Consider the following 18,621-nt stretch of genomic DNA (forward strand, 5'->3'; position numbering starts at 1 on the left):
TACTATAAACTATTCGAAAGCTTTATAGATTAGTAATTAAAGAAAAGTCTTATGAAATATGATGTAACTGTTATTGGTGCTGGAGGCGGAGGTTACCCTGGTGCATTCAGATTAGCTAAATCTGGATATAATGTATTAATGGCTGACCCTAAAGGAGAATTAGGGGGAAATTGTCTTTATAGTGGCTGTGTCCCATCAAAGACAGTAAGAGAAATGGCACAATTAATTTGGAGAACAAGTAGAGTATTAAAGCAAGAAATTAAAGTGAATTTTGAAAGAATACAAGCTCATAAAGATTTTGTTCAAGAGACAAGATTTAAACAACATAAAAGAGAACTTTCTGAGTATAATAGTATAACATTTTATAAAGGAGTAATTAAGATAAAAGATCCAAATCATGTAATTGTAAAGACTGAAGATAAAGAAATAGAAGCAGAAACACGTTATATAATTATTGCCTCAGGTAGTGAACCGTTTAAACCACAATTCCCTGGAAGTGAGTATTGCATAACAAGTGATGATTTATATAGTTATAAAACTCCACTAAGAAAATTACCACAAGATATGGTTATAATTGGTGGTGGATATATTGCTATTGAAACAGCCTCAATCTTTAATATTTTAGGTGTTAAAACTCATTTGTTAGTTAGAGGTGATAGGGTTCTAAGAGGCTTTGAAGACGAAATAGTTAATACCCTGTTACCCATTTTAAAACTCGATATAATTTATAACGCACCGGTTCTTGAAATAAAGAAAATTAAGGAAGATGAATTTGAAGTCATATATAGTAGTAAAGATGGTGCAAAGAAAAGTATTAGAACAAATTTGGTCCTACTAGCTACTGGCAGAAAACCAGTATTGCCAGAAGGGATAGAAAACACTGGAATTGCTTTAGATAAAAGAGGATATATAGTTGTAGATAATGCAATGAGGACTAATCTTCCAAACGTTTTTGCTACTGGTGACGTTAATGGTAAAGCACCGTACTTTCATGCGGCAGTCAGAATGAGCATTGCCGCAGCTTATAACATTATGGCAAACGGTTCTCCTATAGACTATGTAGATTACAAAAGCATACCAGTTACAATTTATTCAGTTCCTTCAGCTTCTTATGTAGGAATAATGCCAAGTGAGGCTAAAAGAATGGGAATAGAGATTATGGAGGCAACATATAATATGGAAGATGAAGTCATGGCACAAATGTATGATGAAAGAGAAGGTATGTTAAAACTAATCTTTGAAAAAGGTAGCCTAAGATTAATAGGTGCTTGGATGGTTGGTGTACATTCTCAATATTTAATTAATGAACTTGGACAAGCGGTACTTCATGGTTTAACTGCAAAACAGTTAGCAAGTTTTGCAGACCAACACCCTTCAACAAATGAGATTATTGCATATGCTGCAAGAAAAGTGTTATAACATTATTTTTTATCTCATAGTTTTCTCAGAACTGAAAAATAAGGTACTATGGCAATATATATTTATTCTTAGTTAAGTTTGTAAATAAGAATTAACTCATAGACTCTATGTAAATTGAGTGAATCAAAGAATATAAATTATTAAAAACTCATGTATAATCAATTAGAGAATTTAATGAAAACACAGATATTAACAAAATTTTCCTATTCTATCTCTTCAGGTTTTATAACTATTCTAGGATATTTACAAATTACAATCCCTCTATACGAATCTATTTTCTTCAAAGAAACTTCTCTGAAGAAAATCTTACATAATCCTAAAATTTCAGCAAAATCCCAGAACTTTAAGTCTACAATAGCTCTATTCCCGCTAATTAAGTCTATATAAATTCTTCTAAATGTTCCCCTAATCTCATCATAACTTACATGTAATGAAATCAACACCTTATTATCAGTTACCTTTTCTGGCAAAACTTGCTTATACCCCTTGTTAATAATATCTAAAAGCATATTCATACCTTGGATTAATAAAATTCCGTCCTCTTTTAGACTTAGAGACGCAGAGGAGAGGAACTTAATCATATCTAAAGTTGAAAAGTGTGGATGGGAATTACCATACATTAAAACTACATCAGCCTTTACTCCCAGCTTATGAATTTCTCTTGCATCTAGTACATGGGTTTCAGCTTCAAAACCCAATTCCTTTCTCGAGAACTCTTTTGCTTTCTCTAATGCTTTTTCTCTTAAATCTGTAATAATTAACTTACTTACCTCAAAATTTCTATCTATTAACGACTTTGCTAGTGCAATACCACCTATGCCTGTTCCTCCAGCTACTTCTAAAATTATATACTTTTTTGCTGAGAAAGTAAAATCTCTGAAAAGATTTATAGCAGCTTCAAATCTCTTCTTGCCTATCTCACTATCAATATCTTCTGGCCATTCTATTAGCTCAAAGATTTTAGATACGTCTTTTTCAGGATCAGAGGTCATTAGAGAATTTTAATCTATTAAGTATATAATATTTCTCTACTTGTTAGACGAGTCATGCACTATAGTCGATTCAAACTTTATTGAAATCTGAATAACATTATATATTAGATCTTGTTAGTCAATATCTTCAATTAGGTCTTATATCCACAAATGTGTTTAACATTACAATAAGGAATTTCTCCATAAAAATTGAAGCTTTTAGTAAGCTGATTTTCATAGATAATGTCTAGTCATTAAAAATCCTATATAGGGCATAGGGATAATTGCATTAAGTTTTAACCTCTGCATACCTTTATCTAGTATTCATAAATACCAGGGATAACTGAACTGAATCTATATTAAAAATTCCGGCTAATTTTATATTTATTTTTGTAATTTCAAATGTATTTTATTTTATCTTACGACTTCAATAAATATAGCTTAGTATTACAACCAGATACTTACAACACTCGTTACATGAGTCTAAGCCCGTATTCTTCTAATCTTCTAAAATGTTTTTTGTTATTTGTTCTTAAAACAAGATTATTTGCTATACATATGGAAGCTATGAGTAGATCTGGGTCTTCTACTAAATTTCCTTTTTTTCTTAGATCCGCATAAATTCTTGAGGCTATTTTTAAAGAACTATTATCTATACACAGCACGTTTAGATTAGCCTCAACCCAAACCTTAAACTCGTCTACATTTTTCCCTATAAATGCCAATCCCCTTAAGAACTCATAAAGATTAACACATGTAGTATAATAACCTATAATCTTTCTAGGGTCCCTCTTAAAAGAATCAATAAGTATATCAGTATCTAAGCAAACTCTCTTACTTTCCAATTCTTCCTATCCTCTAGCACTAGCTTTTTCAGTGTTTCCGCTTCCTCCTCAGTTAACTTGGGTATATTCTCCTCCTTAAATACTTCTTGGAAAAATTCATCCCAAGTTAAAGGTTTATCCAACTTAATCTCCATTTCTTTTTTCTTTCTTTCAAGCAGCTCTTTGATCTCTTTTCTCACACTTATTGTAGATTTCATATGTAATTATGTAATTACATAATTATATAAAGTTACTGATACAGAGAAGATTTTCTAAAAAACACATGTATAAAAAGTGTTAATAGATGACCATACACATTAATTCTGATTTTTTAATATATTTACATATTGGAAAATACCACAAGATCTACAGTGAAATTATATAATTAAAGTTACGTTAAGATATAATATAGGAATTTTCCTATTGGCTTACAAAACTCATTAATATTTAAATTCGTTACTATCTCTTGTGAAAAGAGTAGAGGATTGGATAAAGCAAGCAGAGAGAGACTTAGAAGAAGCTCGTTATGCAAAATCTGGAGGATACTATGAGCTTGCATGCTTTCTTTCTCAGCAATGTGCAGAAAAAGCAGTTAAAGGTTTATTGCAGTTTCAAGGTATCGAAAAAAGAGGCCATTCGATATCTCACTTATTAACAAATCCGCCCGCAGATATTTTACAATGTGCGACCTTTCTCGATAAGCAATACACTCCTTCACGTTATCCGGATGTTTACTATGAGGGAGCACCATACGAATATTACACCGAGAGAGACGCAGATGAATGCATAAATTGTGCGATTAGAATACTTAATTGGGTAAAGGGACAAATAAAATGAAATTGATAATCCTTTTTGGTTCTAGGGCTAGAGGTGATTACACTGAGAACAGTGATTATGACGTATTAGTAGTTGGTGATGAAATACCTGAGGATCCTAGGAGAGTTTCCGATGATCTTTATCTTCAAATAGTGAGAATGTTTCCTGGCGAAGTTGACCCAGTCTTCATGAATACCAATGTATTTCTTAAGAAGCTAAACGAGGGAATTCCATTCGTTCTTCAAATTATTGAAGAAGGGAAACTAATTGAGAAGGATGAAGAATTCTGGAGGCAAGTTATGGAAATATACAACAAGGTAAGGCCATTATGGGATAGAAAAGGAAATACGTGGATAAGAAAATCATCTTAGTAAAATTTTATTAATGCTTGTGGAAAATACTCATTCTTAACTAGCTAAGATATTTTCGTAATCAACACTAATTAAGATTAGAGCCTCCTTCTCATAACGTTAATAGATATGCTTATAGTTATTTAATACTTTTAAAAATTAATTAGAAATTTTGTTCTTAGTCATATGTGCGTTATTAGTATTATACTTATTAATTTACAAATTTATAAAAAATGATTTGGTGTTTCATTATGTTTCAAGTTTACATGAGATTTAAATGCTTTATGCTTTTTCTTCTCAATCGTTTATTTGCCATATTTCAATGAAGATTTTACAACTTCATCAAGTTCTTTTCCTTTAGTTTCTGGTACAAATAACATTGTTATTAAACTAGATAAAAACGCGATACCAGCATAAACACCTACCATTGCACCTAGGCCTACAATATTGACTAACGATGGGAATAAGGAAATTACAGTAGCTGAAGCAAATCTATCAACAGCAACGCTTATTGCCTGTCCAGTTCCTCTAACTTTCGTATAAGTTAACTCTGGAGTTACCATAGCTGAACCAATTATTGAAGCTGGTCCTATCGCAGAGAAGAAGTAGTTTAACATGTAAAATGAAAAGCCTAAAAGTGCAGCTTCTCCAACTAATTCTTTCATTGGCTTAAATCCGAATAAGTAGGGATCTAATAGTAAAAGTGAATACATGACTAACCATAAAGCAACTCCAGCATAACCAATTGTTATCAATATCTTCCTTCCTACTTTATCAATAAGGTAAATACAAAGTAACTGCCCCGGTATTCCAGCAAAGAATTGTGCAACATAAGTGAAGGTTATTGGTGTTAAACCTAAGTTTGATGCGATTACAATAGGTCCGTAAATTGCGAATGTTGAAGAGTAAATATCATATAGTAACCATAGGACTGAAGCAACAATAATAAATGGTAAAGATGCCTTTAGTCTATTTATAAACTTCTCCTTATCTACATTTATTCCTAAAAGCAAGCCGTAGTTAGTTTTAATTTTCTGTAATTCATTTTCATCTGGTTTAACTTTCGTTAGAAATTGTAAGGTTTCTGTGAGTTTTCTTCTTGCCATTATTACTGAAATTGCTGGAATAGCCCCAACTCCTAATACAACCCTCCAAACTAAACTTGAAGGTAGGAAAATCGAGGAAATTTGATCTACAAAAGCTGCAAATACTGCTCCCAAACCCCATAACACGGCGAAAGTTATGACCATTAGTTTACCCCTATTTTTAGCCTCAGCGTTTTCAGCAACGATTATCGGTGATAATACATAATCTGCGCCAATGCCCATTCCTAATAGCAGACGTGAAACAAACAATTCAACATAGTTTTGAGATATAGCTTGAGCAATAGCACCTATACTCATTAATGTAACGTCTATTCCATACATTCTTTTCCTTCCTTTAAAATCAGAGAGAATTCCAAAGAGTAATGCAGCTATACCGGCACCAAAATACGACCCAGCAACTAATATTCCTTCAGTAACTGAGTTTAGTGATATATAATTTGATATTAAGTATATTGTCAAAGAAAGGGAGTAAAGATTATAACCATCCGTAAATACTCCCATACCAGAAACTAAAACTGATGTCCAGCTGAGTCTCATCACTGAATAAGTAAATACTCGAGTATAAAAATTTTAATTAAAAATTTGAGGTAAAAGAAAAGTAATTACAGTGATATATAGTCGTTCAATCACCTTTATTATTTTGCAATATTAATTACTCATGTGTTAGTGAGAAAACCAATAAGGATGTTATCTGGTGTTACAATAGTCTCTGTTATGACTCATCCTCATAGATGTCCTCACGGTAAATGCATATTTTGTCCCGGTGGTGTAGAATACGGGACTCCACAAAGTTATTATGGTAATGAGCCCACATTAATGAGGGCTATAGAAAACAATTATGATCCATTTTATCAAGTTCATTCTAGGCTAAAACAATATGAAGCAAATAGCCATATTCCCAGCAAAGTCGAGTTAATAATAATGGGTGGAACTTTTCTTTCTACACCTATTGATTACCAAGAATGGTTCGTTTCACAAGCACTAGAAGCAATGAATAGGTATCCCTCTGATGAAAAACCTAAATTCGTTTATTTAGAAGACGCACAGTTGAGAAATGAAACAGCAAACGTAAGATGTGTAGGAATGACTGTTGAAACAAAACCAGATTGGGCTAAGGAATGGCATGCTGATCAAATGTTAAGATTAGGAGTTACTAAAGTGGAATTAGGCGTGCAAACAGTATATGATGATATATTGAAAAAAACTAATAGAGGGCATACAGTTAAAGACTCAATAGAGGCAACTAGGATTCTAAAGGATGCTGGTTTCAAAATTGTTTATCACGTTATGTTAGGTTTACCTGGATCAGATCCAGATAAAGATTTAGAAGCTTTTAAAACACTATTTAAAGACCCAGATTTCAGACCAGATATGCTAAAGATTTATCCAACTTTAGTTGTTGAAACTGCTCCTTTAGCTGAGCTTTGGAAGAGAGGACTTTATAAACCTTATGATACTGAAACATTAGTTGAATTAATTTCTGAAATGTACAGATATATTCCCCCATGGGTTAGGGTAATGAGGATACAGAGGGATATTCCAGCAAATATTATTCTTGACGGTAATAAAAAGGGAAACTTAAGAGAACTAGTAGAGAAGAGGGTAAAAGAAAAGGGAATTAAAAACAATGAAATTAGGTTTAGAGAAGTTGGGATAAGGTGGTTCCATGATGGTATTTTACCAAAAGAACCAAAATTAAAGAAGATTGAATATGAAGCAAGTGAAGGTACTGAAGTTTTCCTCTCATTTGAAGATGATGATGGTATCTTAATCGGTTATTTGAGATTGAGGTATCCTTCTGATAAAGCTCACAGACCGGAAATTAATTCAAAGACTACTATTGTTAGGGAGTTGCACGTATATGGTCCAGAAGTCCCAGTTGATATGTTAGATGATTTCTCTTTCCAACATAAGGGTTATGGAAGTAAACTACTAATGGAGGCAGAAAGGATTTCAGTGGATGAATTTGGTGCTAAAAGGATTTTAGTTCTTTCGGGAATAGGCGCGAGAGAATACTATAGGAAAAAAGGATATTATAAGTACGGTCCTTATATGGCAAAAGACCTAGCGTAAAGAGTTGATAATGTTTTCCACAAACAATATTATTTCCTTCGCGTCATCCCTAGAAATGCTTATGAGGGACGAATATCTAAACATAATTCTTATTTGATCTAATACTTTTATAATTTTCCTATTCTTTCTAAATTCGCTTATCTTATTATCATGTTTTTCAAGAATTCTTAAAAGTCCATCAAAGTCTAAATACCATGGTATAGCTACTTCGTGGTTAATTAAGCAAGTAACTAGATATAAGTAAAGAGCTTCTTCAGCTAGTACCGTTGCGATATCATAAAAACCATGTTCAAAATTAAGCTTAGATGCATTTAAGTACTCTAGTGCCTTATTTCTATGTTCTTCCATAAAACTCCCCAGCTAGATGTAATCCTCAATTTTCACTTTATTTTCTCCTTCTCCTTCATTAAGTATTCTGTAAACATTTTTGCATGCTTGTATAAGTGCATTCTTTAATACCCTTTCATTTGCCGTAGCTCCAGCTATGTGAGGTGTTCCAGTGAAATTCTCTAACTCCCACAGTTTAGAGGTAGAAAAATTCTCCTTTCCATTGACTCTCCAAAAAACATCAGTACCAAACCTTACTCCAGGTTTTTCCTTCAAAATCCTATATATATCATCTTCTATGACAGTCTCAGCTCTACCTACATTTACAATTATACATTTTTCCTTAACTTTTGATAAAACAGAGTAATTTAGTATACCTCTAGTCTCTTTATTTAATGGAAGCGTATCAACTATAACATCTGCCCTTCCTATAACTTTTTCAAGATCCTTCAGTGAATATTTTTCATCATAATAAGTTCCTTTAAATGATCTTGATACACCAATGACATACATATTAAAACCTAGCTTTGCTATTTTTGCTACTTCAGATCCTATACCACCAGCACCTAGAATTAGTATTGTAGAATTATTCAAGGGATACGTTTCAACTCTTTTCTTCACTCCAACACCCTTAGCTAATGCTAAAATAAGTGCAAAAGCGTGCTCAGCAACTGATATAGAATAAGCCCCCGCATTTGAATACAGTAATTGATCTTTCTTTAATAGTTCAAAAGGAAAATCATCGACTCCTGCTGAAAAAGTTTGAATTATTTTTACTTTTTCAGCTTTAGGTAAAATTTCTCTAGCTTGAGATGGCCAAAGCATTATAATTTCAGCATTTCTTATATCATCTTCTGTAATACCTTCATCTTTTACTGGGATTAATCTCTTACATTCCTCGGGTAATTTGACTGTAGAAATAATCATTGTTAATAAATTAGCATAAACATATTTATTTGGAAATAGAACTTAAAAATTTATAAACTAGAATTATATTCAACGAACATAAGTTCGCTTTATATATTCGTCCGAAAATTAAGACTCATGGCACAAAGGAAATTATTCCTTAGAGAGAGTTCTGGATTAGTAAAGAATGCTTCTCTCAAAGATTTAGTTATGCTTAACGTAGCTAATATGGGTGCAGGTTTAGCTGTATTTGAGGGTATTTCACCTTATGTAGTTCAAGGTTCCTTACTTTGGCTAGCAAGCTTAATAACATTTCTAATAACCTTACCTCTAGTGTTTACTTATACGTACCTACTGTTAAAAATGCCAAGAACGGGTGGGGATTATGTTTGGATTTCTAGAAAATTAAACGGAGCTATAGGCTCTATAATGGGTGTCGCATTTGCTTTTAACATGCCACCTTACTTTGCCTTATCAGCATTCTTCTCCGTAGCCTCAATTAACTTAGTATTCTTGGAACTAGGAACACTTCAACATATTTCCTCTTTAACATATTTGGCAAATAACGTTTTTGTAAACCCTTACGGCGTTTTAACACTTTCACAAGAACTATTGTTTTATGCTTTAGCTGCAATCTCTTTCCTGATAATTATACTCGTCAACATATTTAGGCCAAAGTGGGGTTTTACATTAACTACAATTTTAGGAATAATATCTTCACTAACCCTCATAATTGCTATGATTGTTGTAGCGGTTAACATACCAGACTTTCATCAGAGAATACCGCAATTTTTAATAACTTTTAACATAACTGGCACAATAACTCCTTTCCACTTTAGCTTACCAGCAACACTTTACATGGTACCATTCTTCATGTCTTATGCATATATCTGGCTTTATGCTGGTCCAGCAGTTGCTGGTGAAGCAAAAGAAGGATCGTTAAAACTTAACTTAATTTTAGGAAGTGTATTAACCTTCATAATGATAACATTCCCCTTCTTGATCATGGATTTAGCTGCTGGTCCAGCATTTAATTTAGCATATTATCCGTCATTTACTTACAACTTCTGGAGTGTTGCAATATATTTAGCATCAAATCCAATACTTCAGTGGATTTTAGGAATCGGTTTAATAGCTTGGAATTACTTCATAATGGCTTTTGGTGTTGTGGTTTTTGCTAGATATATTTTTGCCTTTTCCTTTGATAGATTATTTCCAGCAATTTTTGCTAAACTTAATAAGTATTCTTCACCAGTTTACGCTCATATACTTGATTTAATAGCTACACTAGTTTTCTTGGCTTTACCATTAATTTCTCCAAGCGGTGCTTTAGCACTTTATTCTTATACTCCATTAGCGGTTGCATATCTTTTTATCGTATCCTTAGCTGGAATAAAAGTGGGTTTAAATGATAACAATAAGAAACTTTTAGCAATGGGTATAGTTTCTGCTGTAATAATGGCTATTGTAGAGGCTGAATTATTAATCCCTAGTAACAATTACTCTTTCAGTGTTGTAACAAGTTCTGGTGTGAATTGGATCGCAACTGCTTATATAATTTCTCTCGTAGGTTTAGGAGTAATATCGTACTTTTTAGCTAAATATTATAGGATGAAAAAGGAAGGAATAGATATATCACTTATCTACAAAGAAATCCCACCAGAATAAGCGAAATTCTTTTTTAAGTATTACTTAACAAAATTAAAATCATGCTAAGTATAACACTTACGGTAAATAAACTTTCAGCATTATCGTATTTATCAAATGTGAAGGTACTTGAAAATTTTAAGATAAAAGTACTTAATGAGTACGAAGTTGAGATTGATGACAAAAAATATGATGTAAAAAAGAAGACAAGTCTAACAGAGGTTATATATAATTTTGAGAAAAACTCTTTCTTTGGTAAGAAGAATATGCACTTAAAATTCTCCATCTTACCTAGGAAAGACGGAGTAACTATTTCTATTGATGGTGACACTAAACTTCTTGAAAGATTTGACGAAAAGAGTTTTATAAATGGTATAATGGTTGAGGATGCAGAAAAAGTAGCATCTTCTAAAACTTTGATGACTTTAAGGGTAAAAAGAGATGATATAAGCGAAGTTATAAATATGGCATTAAGCAAAAGTATAAATTCTACTTTACTTTTATGGTTATCATCAGAAAATAAATACGTAAGAATGAAAATTAAGAATGGAGAATTAGTAGAAAAGGTAGGAGAATTCTCTATTCTTGGAGAAAATGTTGACGTTCTGATTAAACAACTAGCAGTAACTTAGTACATCCCTCCCCACCTCATAAAATTTGTCATTTAAAATGTCTCTATTACCTTTTAAGGAGTTTTTGAAATAAACCATCAATTTTATAATCTCAATTATTATTTAATATACTTTCCACAATAATACTTAAAAACTTTTTAATGAGCCATCAATGATATTATACATTATTTATAATTATTGAATTAAATCGAACGTAATTTTACTATATTGTTTAACAAATCATAAAAAAGGCTAATGAGTTTAGCATGAGTTAAATTTATAAATTCATCTTTTCCACAAAGTTTTATCCTTCTCTCTTATTTCAATAACTCTATGTAAAGGAATAACTGTTTCACCATCATTTAAATAAATATAATAGTTGTCTACTCTTTCAATATTTGAAAAGGGAATTTCACTTGTTCCCTTAACCCTATCTCTAATTACTAAGTAAATCTCACTTACATCCTTACGAGTGTAAAAAATTTTGATAATAGCATCTTTTATTCGCATAAATCTTAATTCTCCTTAATCCTAATTAGCATATTTCCCCACTTATTTATGAACATCACACTCTCCGGATTTTTCACACTCTTTTCTCTAGGCTTATAGTTAGGATCTGGATAGCCGACAGAAAGTAATGTAACTAGGACTTTATTATCTGGTATTCCTAAGATCTCTTTAGCCTTTTTATTTTCATAAGCTGCTATCCATCCAACTCCTAAGCCTACTGAATGTGCTGCTAATACAAAATACATAGTAGCATTTACTACATCGACCATCCAAGTTTCTGGACTTATTTCTGGTTCAGCCACTACAGCTACACCTATAGGTGCTAAAGCTATGTGTGAAGCTCCTTTATGTAGCGTGGAAAGCTTCTTTTTTATCTCCTCATCTATAATAATAATGAATTTCCAAGGCTCATTATTCATTGAGTTTGGTGCATGGTTTGCTACATATATTAATTGTTTTATTAACTCTAAATCTACGGGCTTTTGCTGAAAACTTCTCACACTTCTTCTCTTTATTAGAAACTCAAGAATATCGTTCATATTGTTATATTTCAAGTTCATCTTAAGAATTTAACTAAAGAGTTTTAAACTGAAAATCAAATGCTTAAATATGAATTATACATACAGGCTTGACGAAATTAACCTAAATATGATATCAGTAGTTGGAAGAAAGAGTGCTTACTTAGGAGAACTATATAAAATGGGGTTTGATATTCCCCCTGGGTTTGTTATCTCTTCAGCAGGTGTTAATGAAATACTAAAAGATATTCAGCCAGATATAAATTCAATTTTATCATCTGTAAATCTAAATAATCAGAGTGATTTAGAAAAGAAAAGTGGGATTATCAGAAGTCTAATCTTAAATTCTAAGATAAGTGAAGAAATAGAAGAGGAAATTTTAGAGAGATTTAATTCTTTAAACTCAAGGTACGTAGCAGTGAGAGCTACTGTAACTTCCCCTTTAAGTGGGAGTAGTTTTGCTGGAGAATATGAGACAGATCTCTTTGTAACAAGAGATAATTTGATACAGAGTATAAAAAGAGTAATAGCTTCTTATTATAGTCCTAGGGCTATAGCGTATAGACTTTTAAGTCAAGATAACTCCGGTATGGCAATTCTTATTCAGAATATGATAAATCCTACAGTTGCCGGAACAGCATTTTCATTACATCCCGTGACTGAAGAATCGGATTATGTGTTTATAGAATCAGCATTTGGCTTAGGGGAAAGCGTTACAAAAGGACTTGTAACACCAGATCAATATATTATAAGTAAAGCTACAAGAAGTTTAGTTTCAAAGAGAATATCTAAAAAAGTTGTTAAACTCGTTTATGATTATGAAGAAAAAAGAATAAAGACAATTGACATAGAAGATAACTCTGAGAGTTTAAAGGAAAGAGACGCTATTAAGGTTGCTAATATGACAATTGCTGTAGAAGAAATATTCAAAAGAAATGTAAATATTGAATGGGCCATTGATGGAAATAAGCTCTATTTACTAGAAGTCAGAGGTGTGAGAAAAATTTACCCAGAAGTTTAATCTTTAACTTATTTTATAACATTCTTCAATTTCAGTTAAAGCATAAAGTCTTTCTCTAGCATCTTCTAAGCAAGGTAAAACTTTTATAAGTCCCATTTCTTTCAACTCTTTTAGTGCATAACGTAAAGTTCTAGTTGAAAGTCCAGTTATTTCTTTCAACTCCTTAAACTTAACAATTTTACGATTAGATATTACTTCAAGAACGAGTTTAGTTGAAGGGGAAAGTCTTTTCATCAAAAAGATTTTTGTAAAATTTTATCTTAAAACTTTTGATAGATGCAAGAAAATTGAATCATTTATTAATGTTTATAGTGTTGTGACTATAGTACTTATACAAGGTATATAAAAACATTATCTTAGCATCTACTCTCTATAGAGATTAATTAATAAACTTAGACTATACCATGACGACACCAGATTAACGTTTTCCTACACTTAAGGAACACTATATCCTTAAATGATGTAAGGGGTTTAACACAATTTACTTAATTTTAAATCCATATTCTTTAATATATAATTCTTGATCTATTTCTTCCCACACTATGAAACTATATAATTTCCCATGAAAATTATTCTCTATAATATAAAATAGTAACTGAATTAAGATATTGCTTAATGGCCAACTACTCACTATTCCTATTGCTATGCTTAAATTAATTGGAATTGGTGCTAAATAAAGGGCTAAAAGAGGAAGTATAATAAGTAAGAAAGTTACAATTTGTGTTGTATTAGACTCCCTCTTTTGTAAACTCATTTTAGGTTTTACCTTATATTCTCTAGTTGTTCCCAATATTTTAATTGCTTTTAAAAGCAAATATTCTCTTATTATTAATAAAATTATTGCCATTGTAATGGATGGAATAATAAATGTAATAAAATTTATAAATATGGAAATAAGTGATAGTATTACGAAAACAATGATAGAAATGAAAAAGATTTTATCTAATTTAAATAGTCTTTCTTCATCAGTATAGGTGGCATGCGACATAATGTTCTGGCTCAACTTCCTTTAATCTTGGCTCTTCTTTCTTACATATTTCTTTTCTGAATGGGCATCGTGGATATAATGGGCAACCATTTTCTGGAACTGGAGAATCTGGCTCAGAAAGTTTTACTTGAATAACGTAACCAGGCTCTGGAATTGGAATTGATGAAATAAGAGCTTGAGTATATGGGTGCTTTGGATTATCAACTATTTGATCTGTTCTTCCATATTCTACTATTTTACCTAAATACATTACATAAATTCTATCTGCAACATAAGCTGCTGTAGCTAAATCATGAGTTATCATTAGTATTGAGGTACCTTGATTTTCCCTTAAATTAAGAAAAATATTAAGTATGTCCGCCCTTATAGATACATCTAACATTGATACTGGTTCGTCAGCAACTACAAAGTCTGGGTTTAAAACAATAGCACGTGCAATTGCAACTCTTTGTAATTGCCCTCCAGATAGTTGTGTAGGGTATGCAATACTAAATTGTTGTGGTGGTGATAAGCCAACAGATTTTAAAATATTGTAAACCATTTCTCTTTCTTCTTGTTTACTTTTAGCTAATTTATGAAGCCTTATTCCTTCAGCAACTACATCATAAACTCTCAGTCTAATATCAATTGCATCGAAAGGATCTTGATATATAATTTGATTCTTTAATCTAAATTCCTTTAAACTCTTTCCCTTTAACTTTGTTATTTCTTTACCATTCCAAAGAATTTTGCCGTCTGTAGGTTTAATTAACCCTAAAATTGTTTTACCTAATGTGGTTTTTCCACTCCCTGATTCTCCAACTAAAGCTACAATCTCCTTTTCCCTAACGGATATATTGACATTATCTACAGCACGAACAATTCCTCTTGGCGTTTTATAATAAACTTTAAGGCTTTTAGTTTCAATCATTTTTATCACTTCCTTAAATGACAAGCCACATAATGAGTAGGACTTACATTAATTAATTGGGGTTCTTCTCTCTTACATATATCCATGGCTAATGGACATCTAGGATAAAATCTACATCCTTGTGGCGGATTAATTAAGTCTGGTGGCTCACCTGGAATTCCTTGCAATTTCTCTTTTCTTTTTCTAATATCTGGGATTGACTTTAGTAATAATTGTGTATATGGATGAAGAGGAGACTTAAACACTTCTTCAGTCCTTCCCATTTCAACAACCTTACCAGCATAAAGTATAACAATATAGTCACTTATTCCAGCAAGTAATGCTAAATCATGAGTTACAAATATCATGCTAAATTTTCTTTCGTTCTTAAGATTTCTAATAATATTCAATATCTGAGCTTGAACAATAACATCTAATGCAGTAGTAGGTTCATCAGCTATTACTAACTCTGGGTTTAATAATAAAGCAGTAGCTATAATAACTCTCTGTTTCTGTCCTCCAGAAAGCTCAAATGGATATCTATCTAAAACATCTAAAGGTAAGTTAACAGCCTTTAATTGATTAACAATTAACTCCATAGCTTCTGCCTTACTCATATCTTCGTGGGCAAAAATAGTCTCTAAAAGTTGATCTTTAATTTTATACACCGGATCTAAAACATCCATTGATACTTGAGGTATCCAACTTATTTTTTTCCACCTAATTTCCTTATTGAAAATTTTTTCATCTATTTTAAGTATATCCTTACCTTCAAATTCTATCTTTCCGTCTTTAATTTCAGCATTTTTAGGCAAAACTTTGAATATACTCTGAACAATGGTAGATTTACCAGATCCAGACTCACCTGCAATACCCACAACGGAACCTTTAGGAACGTCAAAACTTACATCATCAACAGCTTTGACATAACCATCTCTAGTTTTATAATATGTTTTTAATCCTTTTATTGAAAGAATAGCACTATCAATCATCTTTATTCTCCTCTTATTCTATATGGGCTTAATACATCTTGTAATGCAGTTCCCAAATAATAGAAACCTATCGAGAGAAGAACTATACCCAGTCCTGGTGGAAGAACCCACCACCAAGCAAAACTAGTAGCTGAAGAAGCAGCATCAGTAGCAAATCCTAACATATTACCCCATGTAGGAAAACTGGTAATTCCTAGGCCTAAGAAATCAAGTCCCGATTCAATTAATATAACAGTAGGGACATCATATGCTATTTGTGCAAATACTACTCCTAAAATATTAGGTAAAACATGCCTTCTAATAATGTAGAACGAGTTACCACCTAAGGCCTTAGTAGCCTCTATAAATGTTCTACTCTTTATAGATAAGGTTACAGATCTAATTATTTTCATGGTACCCATCCATGATAAACCAGCAATTATTAGCAATATTAGATCAGCCTCACTTATGTGAGCTAATACACCAGAAACTAAAAGAACAGTTTCCAGCACAATTATGAATGGCAGTCCAGGTATAGTAAGGAAGAAGTCCGTGATAGAATTAAGTATTAGATCAGCTTTACCACCTACATATCCTGCTACAAGTCCTGCTACTAAACCTATTCCCACAATTAATATGGAGGCTAATAAACTAAGTATCAAATCAAATCTAGTTCCATACACAAATTCAGCAAATACACTAGCTCCGTTATCATCAGTACCTAAAATACCAAAAGCTTTTCCTTTGTCACTAAAAATTGGATTAGTTAATATTATCTTAGCTGGAGTATTTCCAAGATTAACTATTGAGATCATAATAGTAGCTTCACCAGGTTTGCCTAAAGTATAGTCTTCAAAGGTTAAGCTGTATATGGTCTGCTCATAAGCACTTAACGAAGCAAAGAATGGACTATTATCAGGATTTAAATATAAAGAGTTCACGGTTATTGTGTTAACCTTATTTAAATATAAAGTCTCAATCGGATATGTAAATGCAGATGCATAAGATTCTGGTGCGAAGCTTTCTAAGAAATATTTAAAGTTGGTTGAATTTATGAAATATATATTTACTTGAACTCCTTGAGTTGTTATTGGCGTTACGTTAAAAGATATCGAAAAGGAATAAGGAGCAATATACTTCCAATAGAATGTGTAAGTCAAATTAAAATATTTACCTGGTGGGATAGTTATAACATACCTATCATTATTAAAAGAGTAAGAAACGTTACCAAAAATTTTTGGATTGATCAAAGCGAACTGCATGTTAGGGGGATAAAGTTTGTATTGTGGAAATATAGTGGCCCAAGAAGGAACCGCATAAGGACCAGCAACAAAATATTCTGTTGTAGAATATGGGTTTGAATAAGGGGTAAGAATAGGTGCTGCTGCAGCTATAAAAACGAATATTGCTATAATGATTACTGAGATTATAAAGGATTTTCTATGTAAAAGATCTTTTACAAATTTATTCATTCATACTTCACCCTAGGGTCTATGAACGGATAAACTAAATCTAAAACCAAAAGTACGATTATTGCATATAGATTAATTATATAGAATACGGCTTCAAGTACAGGAACGTCAAAGGTCTCAGCGGATTTAACTAATAGCACTCCCATTCCATAATAGTTGAAAATTTCTTCCACGAATACAGCGCCTGCTAAAACAAAGGCAAAATCTATTCCAGTCCTAGTGATAGCAGGAATCATTGCATTCCTAGCTATATGTTTATATAAAATAGTTCTATTTGGGATCCCTCTAGCTCTAAGATAAGTGGCAAAATGACTATTTGATGCGTCTATTCCATATGCTCTAGTTAGTATCATCCTTACTCCATAAGACAAAATTGTCAAAAGTATAACTGGCAGAGCAATAAACTTGAGTAAACCAGCAACATAAGCAAAACCATGTAATGGAACCCCATTTTTAGTTAAAGCATCAGCTATATTAGTTGGAACCCAACCTAACTGGTATCCAAAATAATATAATACTATTGCAAATATCCAGAAGGCTGGAATAAAATACGTAAATATAGCTATTGTAGAGTTAATACTGTCAACAAGTTTCCCTTGCCTAGTAGCCGATAAAATTCCTAATATTATAGCTAAAATAGTACTCAAAATTAAACTAGGAATTAATATTAATAAATCAACTGGGATAGCTTGCATAACAAGTGTTGTTATACTTTCATCATAGGTTAAAGAATAGCCGAAGTTAAAAGTTAACATGTTCTTCAAATAATCAATATACTGAATATAAAATGGCTGATTAAGCCCCCATTGCTTATCAATAGCCTCAATTAATGTGCTCCTAGACAAACCCTTATATGTTGGAGGTACGTAAAAGCTAGCTGGATTTACATGAAAGGCGAGAGGTAATACTCTAAATAGGAAAAATAAGAATGAGATTATAACAATGATAAGAATAATCCTCTCTATAATCCTTTTTATTAAATATTTTACTGGAATTCTAGTAGAAACCGAAGAAAATGTTGACCTTTTCCCTTCTTTAAGTGACATAAGGATAGTCACCAATAATGTAATTTTATCATTTTACTCTCGAATATCTCCTATATAAAAGTTTTCTCAATTTATTTGAGATCATTTATCATTCAGAATATAAAAAGTGAAAATTGAAATAACACTCTTACCAAAAAATTAAAAATAGTTAAACGT

21 protein-coding genes are annotated in these 18,621 nt (G+C 31.9%); 7 read left to right on the forward strand and 14 right to left on the reverse strand.

Annotation, left to right across the window (positions count from 1 at the left end; translation table 11 throughout):
* The first annotated feature begins 51 nt into the window (after positions 1–51).
* On the forward strand, positions 52–1,419 hold the full coding sequence (locus STK_RS03845) for a dihydrolipoyl dehydrogenase (protein ID WP_010978673.1): 1,368 nt from the start codon (positions 52–54) through the stop codon (positions 1,417–1,419).
* A gap of 203 nt (positions 1,420–1,622) precedes the next feature.
* Here the strand turns inward: STK_RS03845 and STK_RS03850 are convergent, their stop codons facing one another.
* The 3 genes from STK_RS03850 to STK_RS03860 all read right to left on the reverse strand — a co-directional run bounded on the left by STK_RS03850 (position 1,623) and on the right by STK_RS03860 (position 3,432).
* Positions 1,623–2,411, reverse strand: coding sequence for a methyltransferase domain-containing protein (locus STK_RS03850; protein ID WP_010978674.1), 789 nt, complete (start codon positions 2,409–2,411; stop codon positions 1,623–1,625).
* A 452-nt stretch (positions 2,412–2,863) separates the two neighbouring features.
* Entirely contained in the window at positions 2,864–3,235 is a 372-nt protein-coding gene (locus tag STK_RS03855; protein WP_052846392.1) for a PIN domain-containing protein, read from the reverse strand.
* Positions 3,211–3,432: a hypothetical protein gene (locus tag STK_RS03860; protein WP_010978677.1), complete on the reverse strand. Its 222-nt coding sequence runs from the start codon at positions 3,430–3,432 to the stop codon at positions 3,211–3,213. Before STK_RS03860 ends, STK_RS03855 begins: the two co-directional genes overlap by 25 nt.
* Before the next feature lie 250 nt (positions 3,433–3,682).
* On the opposite strand from STK_RS03860, the gene STK_RS03865 reads away from it, so the two are divergent.
* A complete protein-coding gene (locus STK_RS03865; protein ID WP_010978678.1) occupies positions 3,683–4,051 on the forward strand; it encodes a HEPN domain-containing protein in 369 nt (122 codons plus the stop codon).
* Positions 4,048–4,401, forward strand: a complete 354-nt coding sequence (locus STK_RS03870) for a nucleotidyltransferase domain-containing protein (protein WP_010978679.1) — start codon at positions 4,048–4,050, stop codon at positions 4,399–4,401. Before STK_RS03865 ends, STK_RS03870 begins: the two co-directional genes overlap by 4 nt.
* A 284-nt stretch (positions 4,402–4,685) precedes the next feature.
* On the opposite strand, the gene STK_RS03875 is transcribed toward STK_RS03870, so the two are convergent.
* Positions 4,686–6,023 carry an MFS transporter gene (locus tag STK_RS03875; protein WP_052846393.1) on the reverse strand — a complete coding sequence of 446 codons (1,338 nt, stop codon included), beginning with the start codon at positions 6,021–6,023 and terminating at the stop codon, positions 4,686–4,688.
* Between the two features lie 123 nt (positions 6,024–6,146).
* On the opposite strand from STK_RS03875, the gene STK_RS03880 reads away from it, so the two are divergent.
* Positions 6,147–7,559: a tRNA uridine(34) 5-carboxymethylaminomethyl modification radical SAM/GNAT enzyme Elp3 gene (locus tag STK_RS03880; protein WP_010978681.1), complete on the forward strand. Its 1,413-nt coding sequence runs from the start codon at positions 6,147–6,149 to the stop codon at positions 7,557–7,559.
* On the opposite strand, the gene STK_RS03885 is transcribed toward STK_RS03880, so the two are convergent.
* Together STK_RS03885 and STK_RS03890 are read right to left on the reverse strand one after the other, a co-directional pair.
* Positions 7,551–7,907, reverse strand: a complete 357-nt coding sequence (locus STK_RS03885) for a HEPN domain-containing protein (protein WP_010978682.1) — start codon at positions 7,905–7,907, stop codon at positions 7,551–7,553. The two genes, STK_RS03880 and STK_RS03885, sit on opposite strands and share 9 nt — an antisense overlap.
* Positions 7,908–7,919: 12 nt before the next feature.
* Positions 7,920–8,813 (reverse strand): 2-hydroxyacid dehydrogenase, encoded by an 894-nt coding sequence (locus STK_RS03890; RefSeq protein WP_010978683.1) that lies wholly within the window; start codon positions 8,811–8,813, stop codon positions 7,920–7,922.
* Positions 8,814–8,930: 117 nt separating this feature from the next.
* Here STK_RS03890 and STK_RS03895 point away from each other — a divergent pair, with 117 nt between their 5' ends.
* A complete protein-coding gene (locus tag STK_RS03895; RefSeq protein ID WP_010978684.1) occupies positions 8,931–10,460 on the forward strand; it encodes an APC family permease in 1,530 nt (509 codons plus the stop codon).
* 41 nt (positions 10,461–10,501) lie between these two features.
* On the forward strand, positions 10,502–11,071 hold the full coding sequence (locus STK_RS03900) for a hypothetical protein (RefSeq protein ID WP_010978685.1): 570 nt from the start codon (positions 10,502–10,504) through the stop codon (positions 11,069–11,071).
* 264 nt (positions 11,072–11,335) lie between these two features.
* Here the strand turns inward: STK_RS03900 and STK_RS03905 are convergent, their stop codons facing one another.
* Both STK_RS03905 and STK_RS03910 read right to left on the reverse strand, forming a co-directional pair.
* The gene (locus STK_RS03905) at positions 11,336–11,560 is read right to left on the reverse strand and encodes a DUF504 domain-containing protein (RefSeq protein ID WP_010978686.1); all 225 of its coding nucleotides are present in this window, start codon (positions 11,558–11,560) and stop codon (positions 11,336–11,338) included.
* Between the two features lie 5 nt (positions 11,561–11,565).
* A complete protein-coding gene (locus STK_RS03910) occupies positions 11,566–12,099 on the reverse strand; it encodes a nitroreductase family protein (protein ID WP_069168139.1) in 534 nt (177 codons plus the stop codon).
* 70 nt (positions 12,100–12,169) lie between these two features.
* Between STK_RS03910 and STK_RS03915 the strand changes: the two genes are divergently transcribed.
* Entirely contained in the window at positions 12,170–13,099 is a 930-nt protein-coding gene (locus STK_RS03915) for a PEP/pyruvate-binding domain-containing protein (protein ID WP_010978688.1), read from the forward strand.
* A 3-nt stretch (positions 13,100–13,102) separates the two neighbouring features.
* On the opposite strand, the gene STK_RS03920 is transcribed toward STK_RS03915, so the two are convergent.
* The 6 genes from STK_RS03920 to STK_RS03945 all read right to left on the reverse strand — a co-directional run bounded on the left by STK_RS03920 (position 13,103) and on the right by STK_RS03945 (position 18,465).
* Entirely contained in the window at positions 13,103–13,333 is a 231-nt protein-coding gene (locus tag STK_RS03920) for a MarR family transcriptional regulator (RefSeq protein WP_010978689.1), read from the reverse strand.
* Between the two features lie 247 nt (positions 13,334–13,580).
* Positions 13,581–13,946, reverse strand: coding sequence for a hypothetical protein (locus STK_RS03925; protein WP_052846394.1), 366 nt, complete (start codon positions 13,944–13,946; stop codon positions 13,581–13,583).
* Between the two features lie 118 nt (positions 13,947–14,064).
* Entirely contained in the window at positions 14,065–14,997 is a 933-nt protein-coding gene (locus STK_RS03930) for an ABC transporter ATP-binding protein (RefSeq protein WP_052846907.1), read from the reverse strand.
* Positions 14,998–15,002: 5 nt separating this feature from the next.
* Positions 15,003–15,968, reverse strand: a complete 966-nt coding sequence (locus STK_RS03935; RefSeq protein WP_010978692.1) for an ABC transporter ATP-binding protein — start codon at positions 15,966–15,968, stop codon at positions 15,003–15,005.
* A 2-nt stretch (positions 15,969–15,970) separates the two neighbouring features.
* Complete coding sequence (locus STK_RS03940) at positions 15,971–17,419, reverse strand: ABC transporter permease (protein ID WP_010978693.1); 1,449 nt, start codon at positions 17,417–17,419, stop codon at positions 15,971–15,973.
* Positions 17,416–18,465 (reverse strand): ABC transporter permease, encoded by a 1,050-nt coding sequence (locus STK_RS03945; RefSeq protein ID WP_198429734.1) that lies wholly within the window; start codon positions 18,463–18,465, stop codon positions 17,416–17,418. The genes STK_RS03940 and STK_RS03945 overlap by 4 nt, the downstream gene beginning before the upstream one ends.
* Between the last annotated feature and the right edge of the window lie 156 nt (positions 18,466–18,621).

It is taken from the genome of Sulfurisphaera tokodaii str. 7, assembly GCF_000011205.1.
In the GTDB taxonomy this organism is placed as follows: domain Archaea; phylum Thermoproteota; class Thermoprotei_A; order Sulfolobales; family Sulfolobaceae; genus Sulfurisphaera; species Sulfurisphaera tokodaii.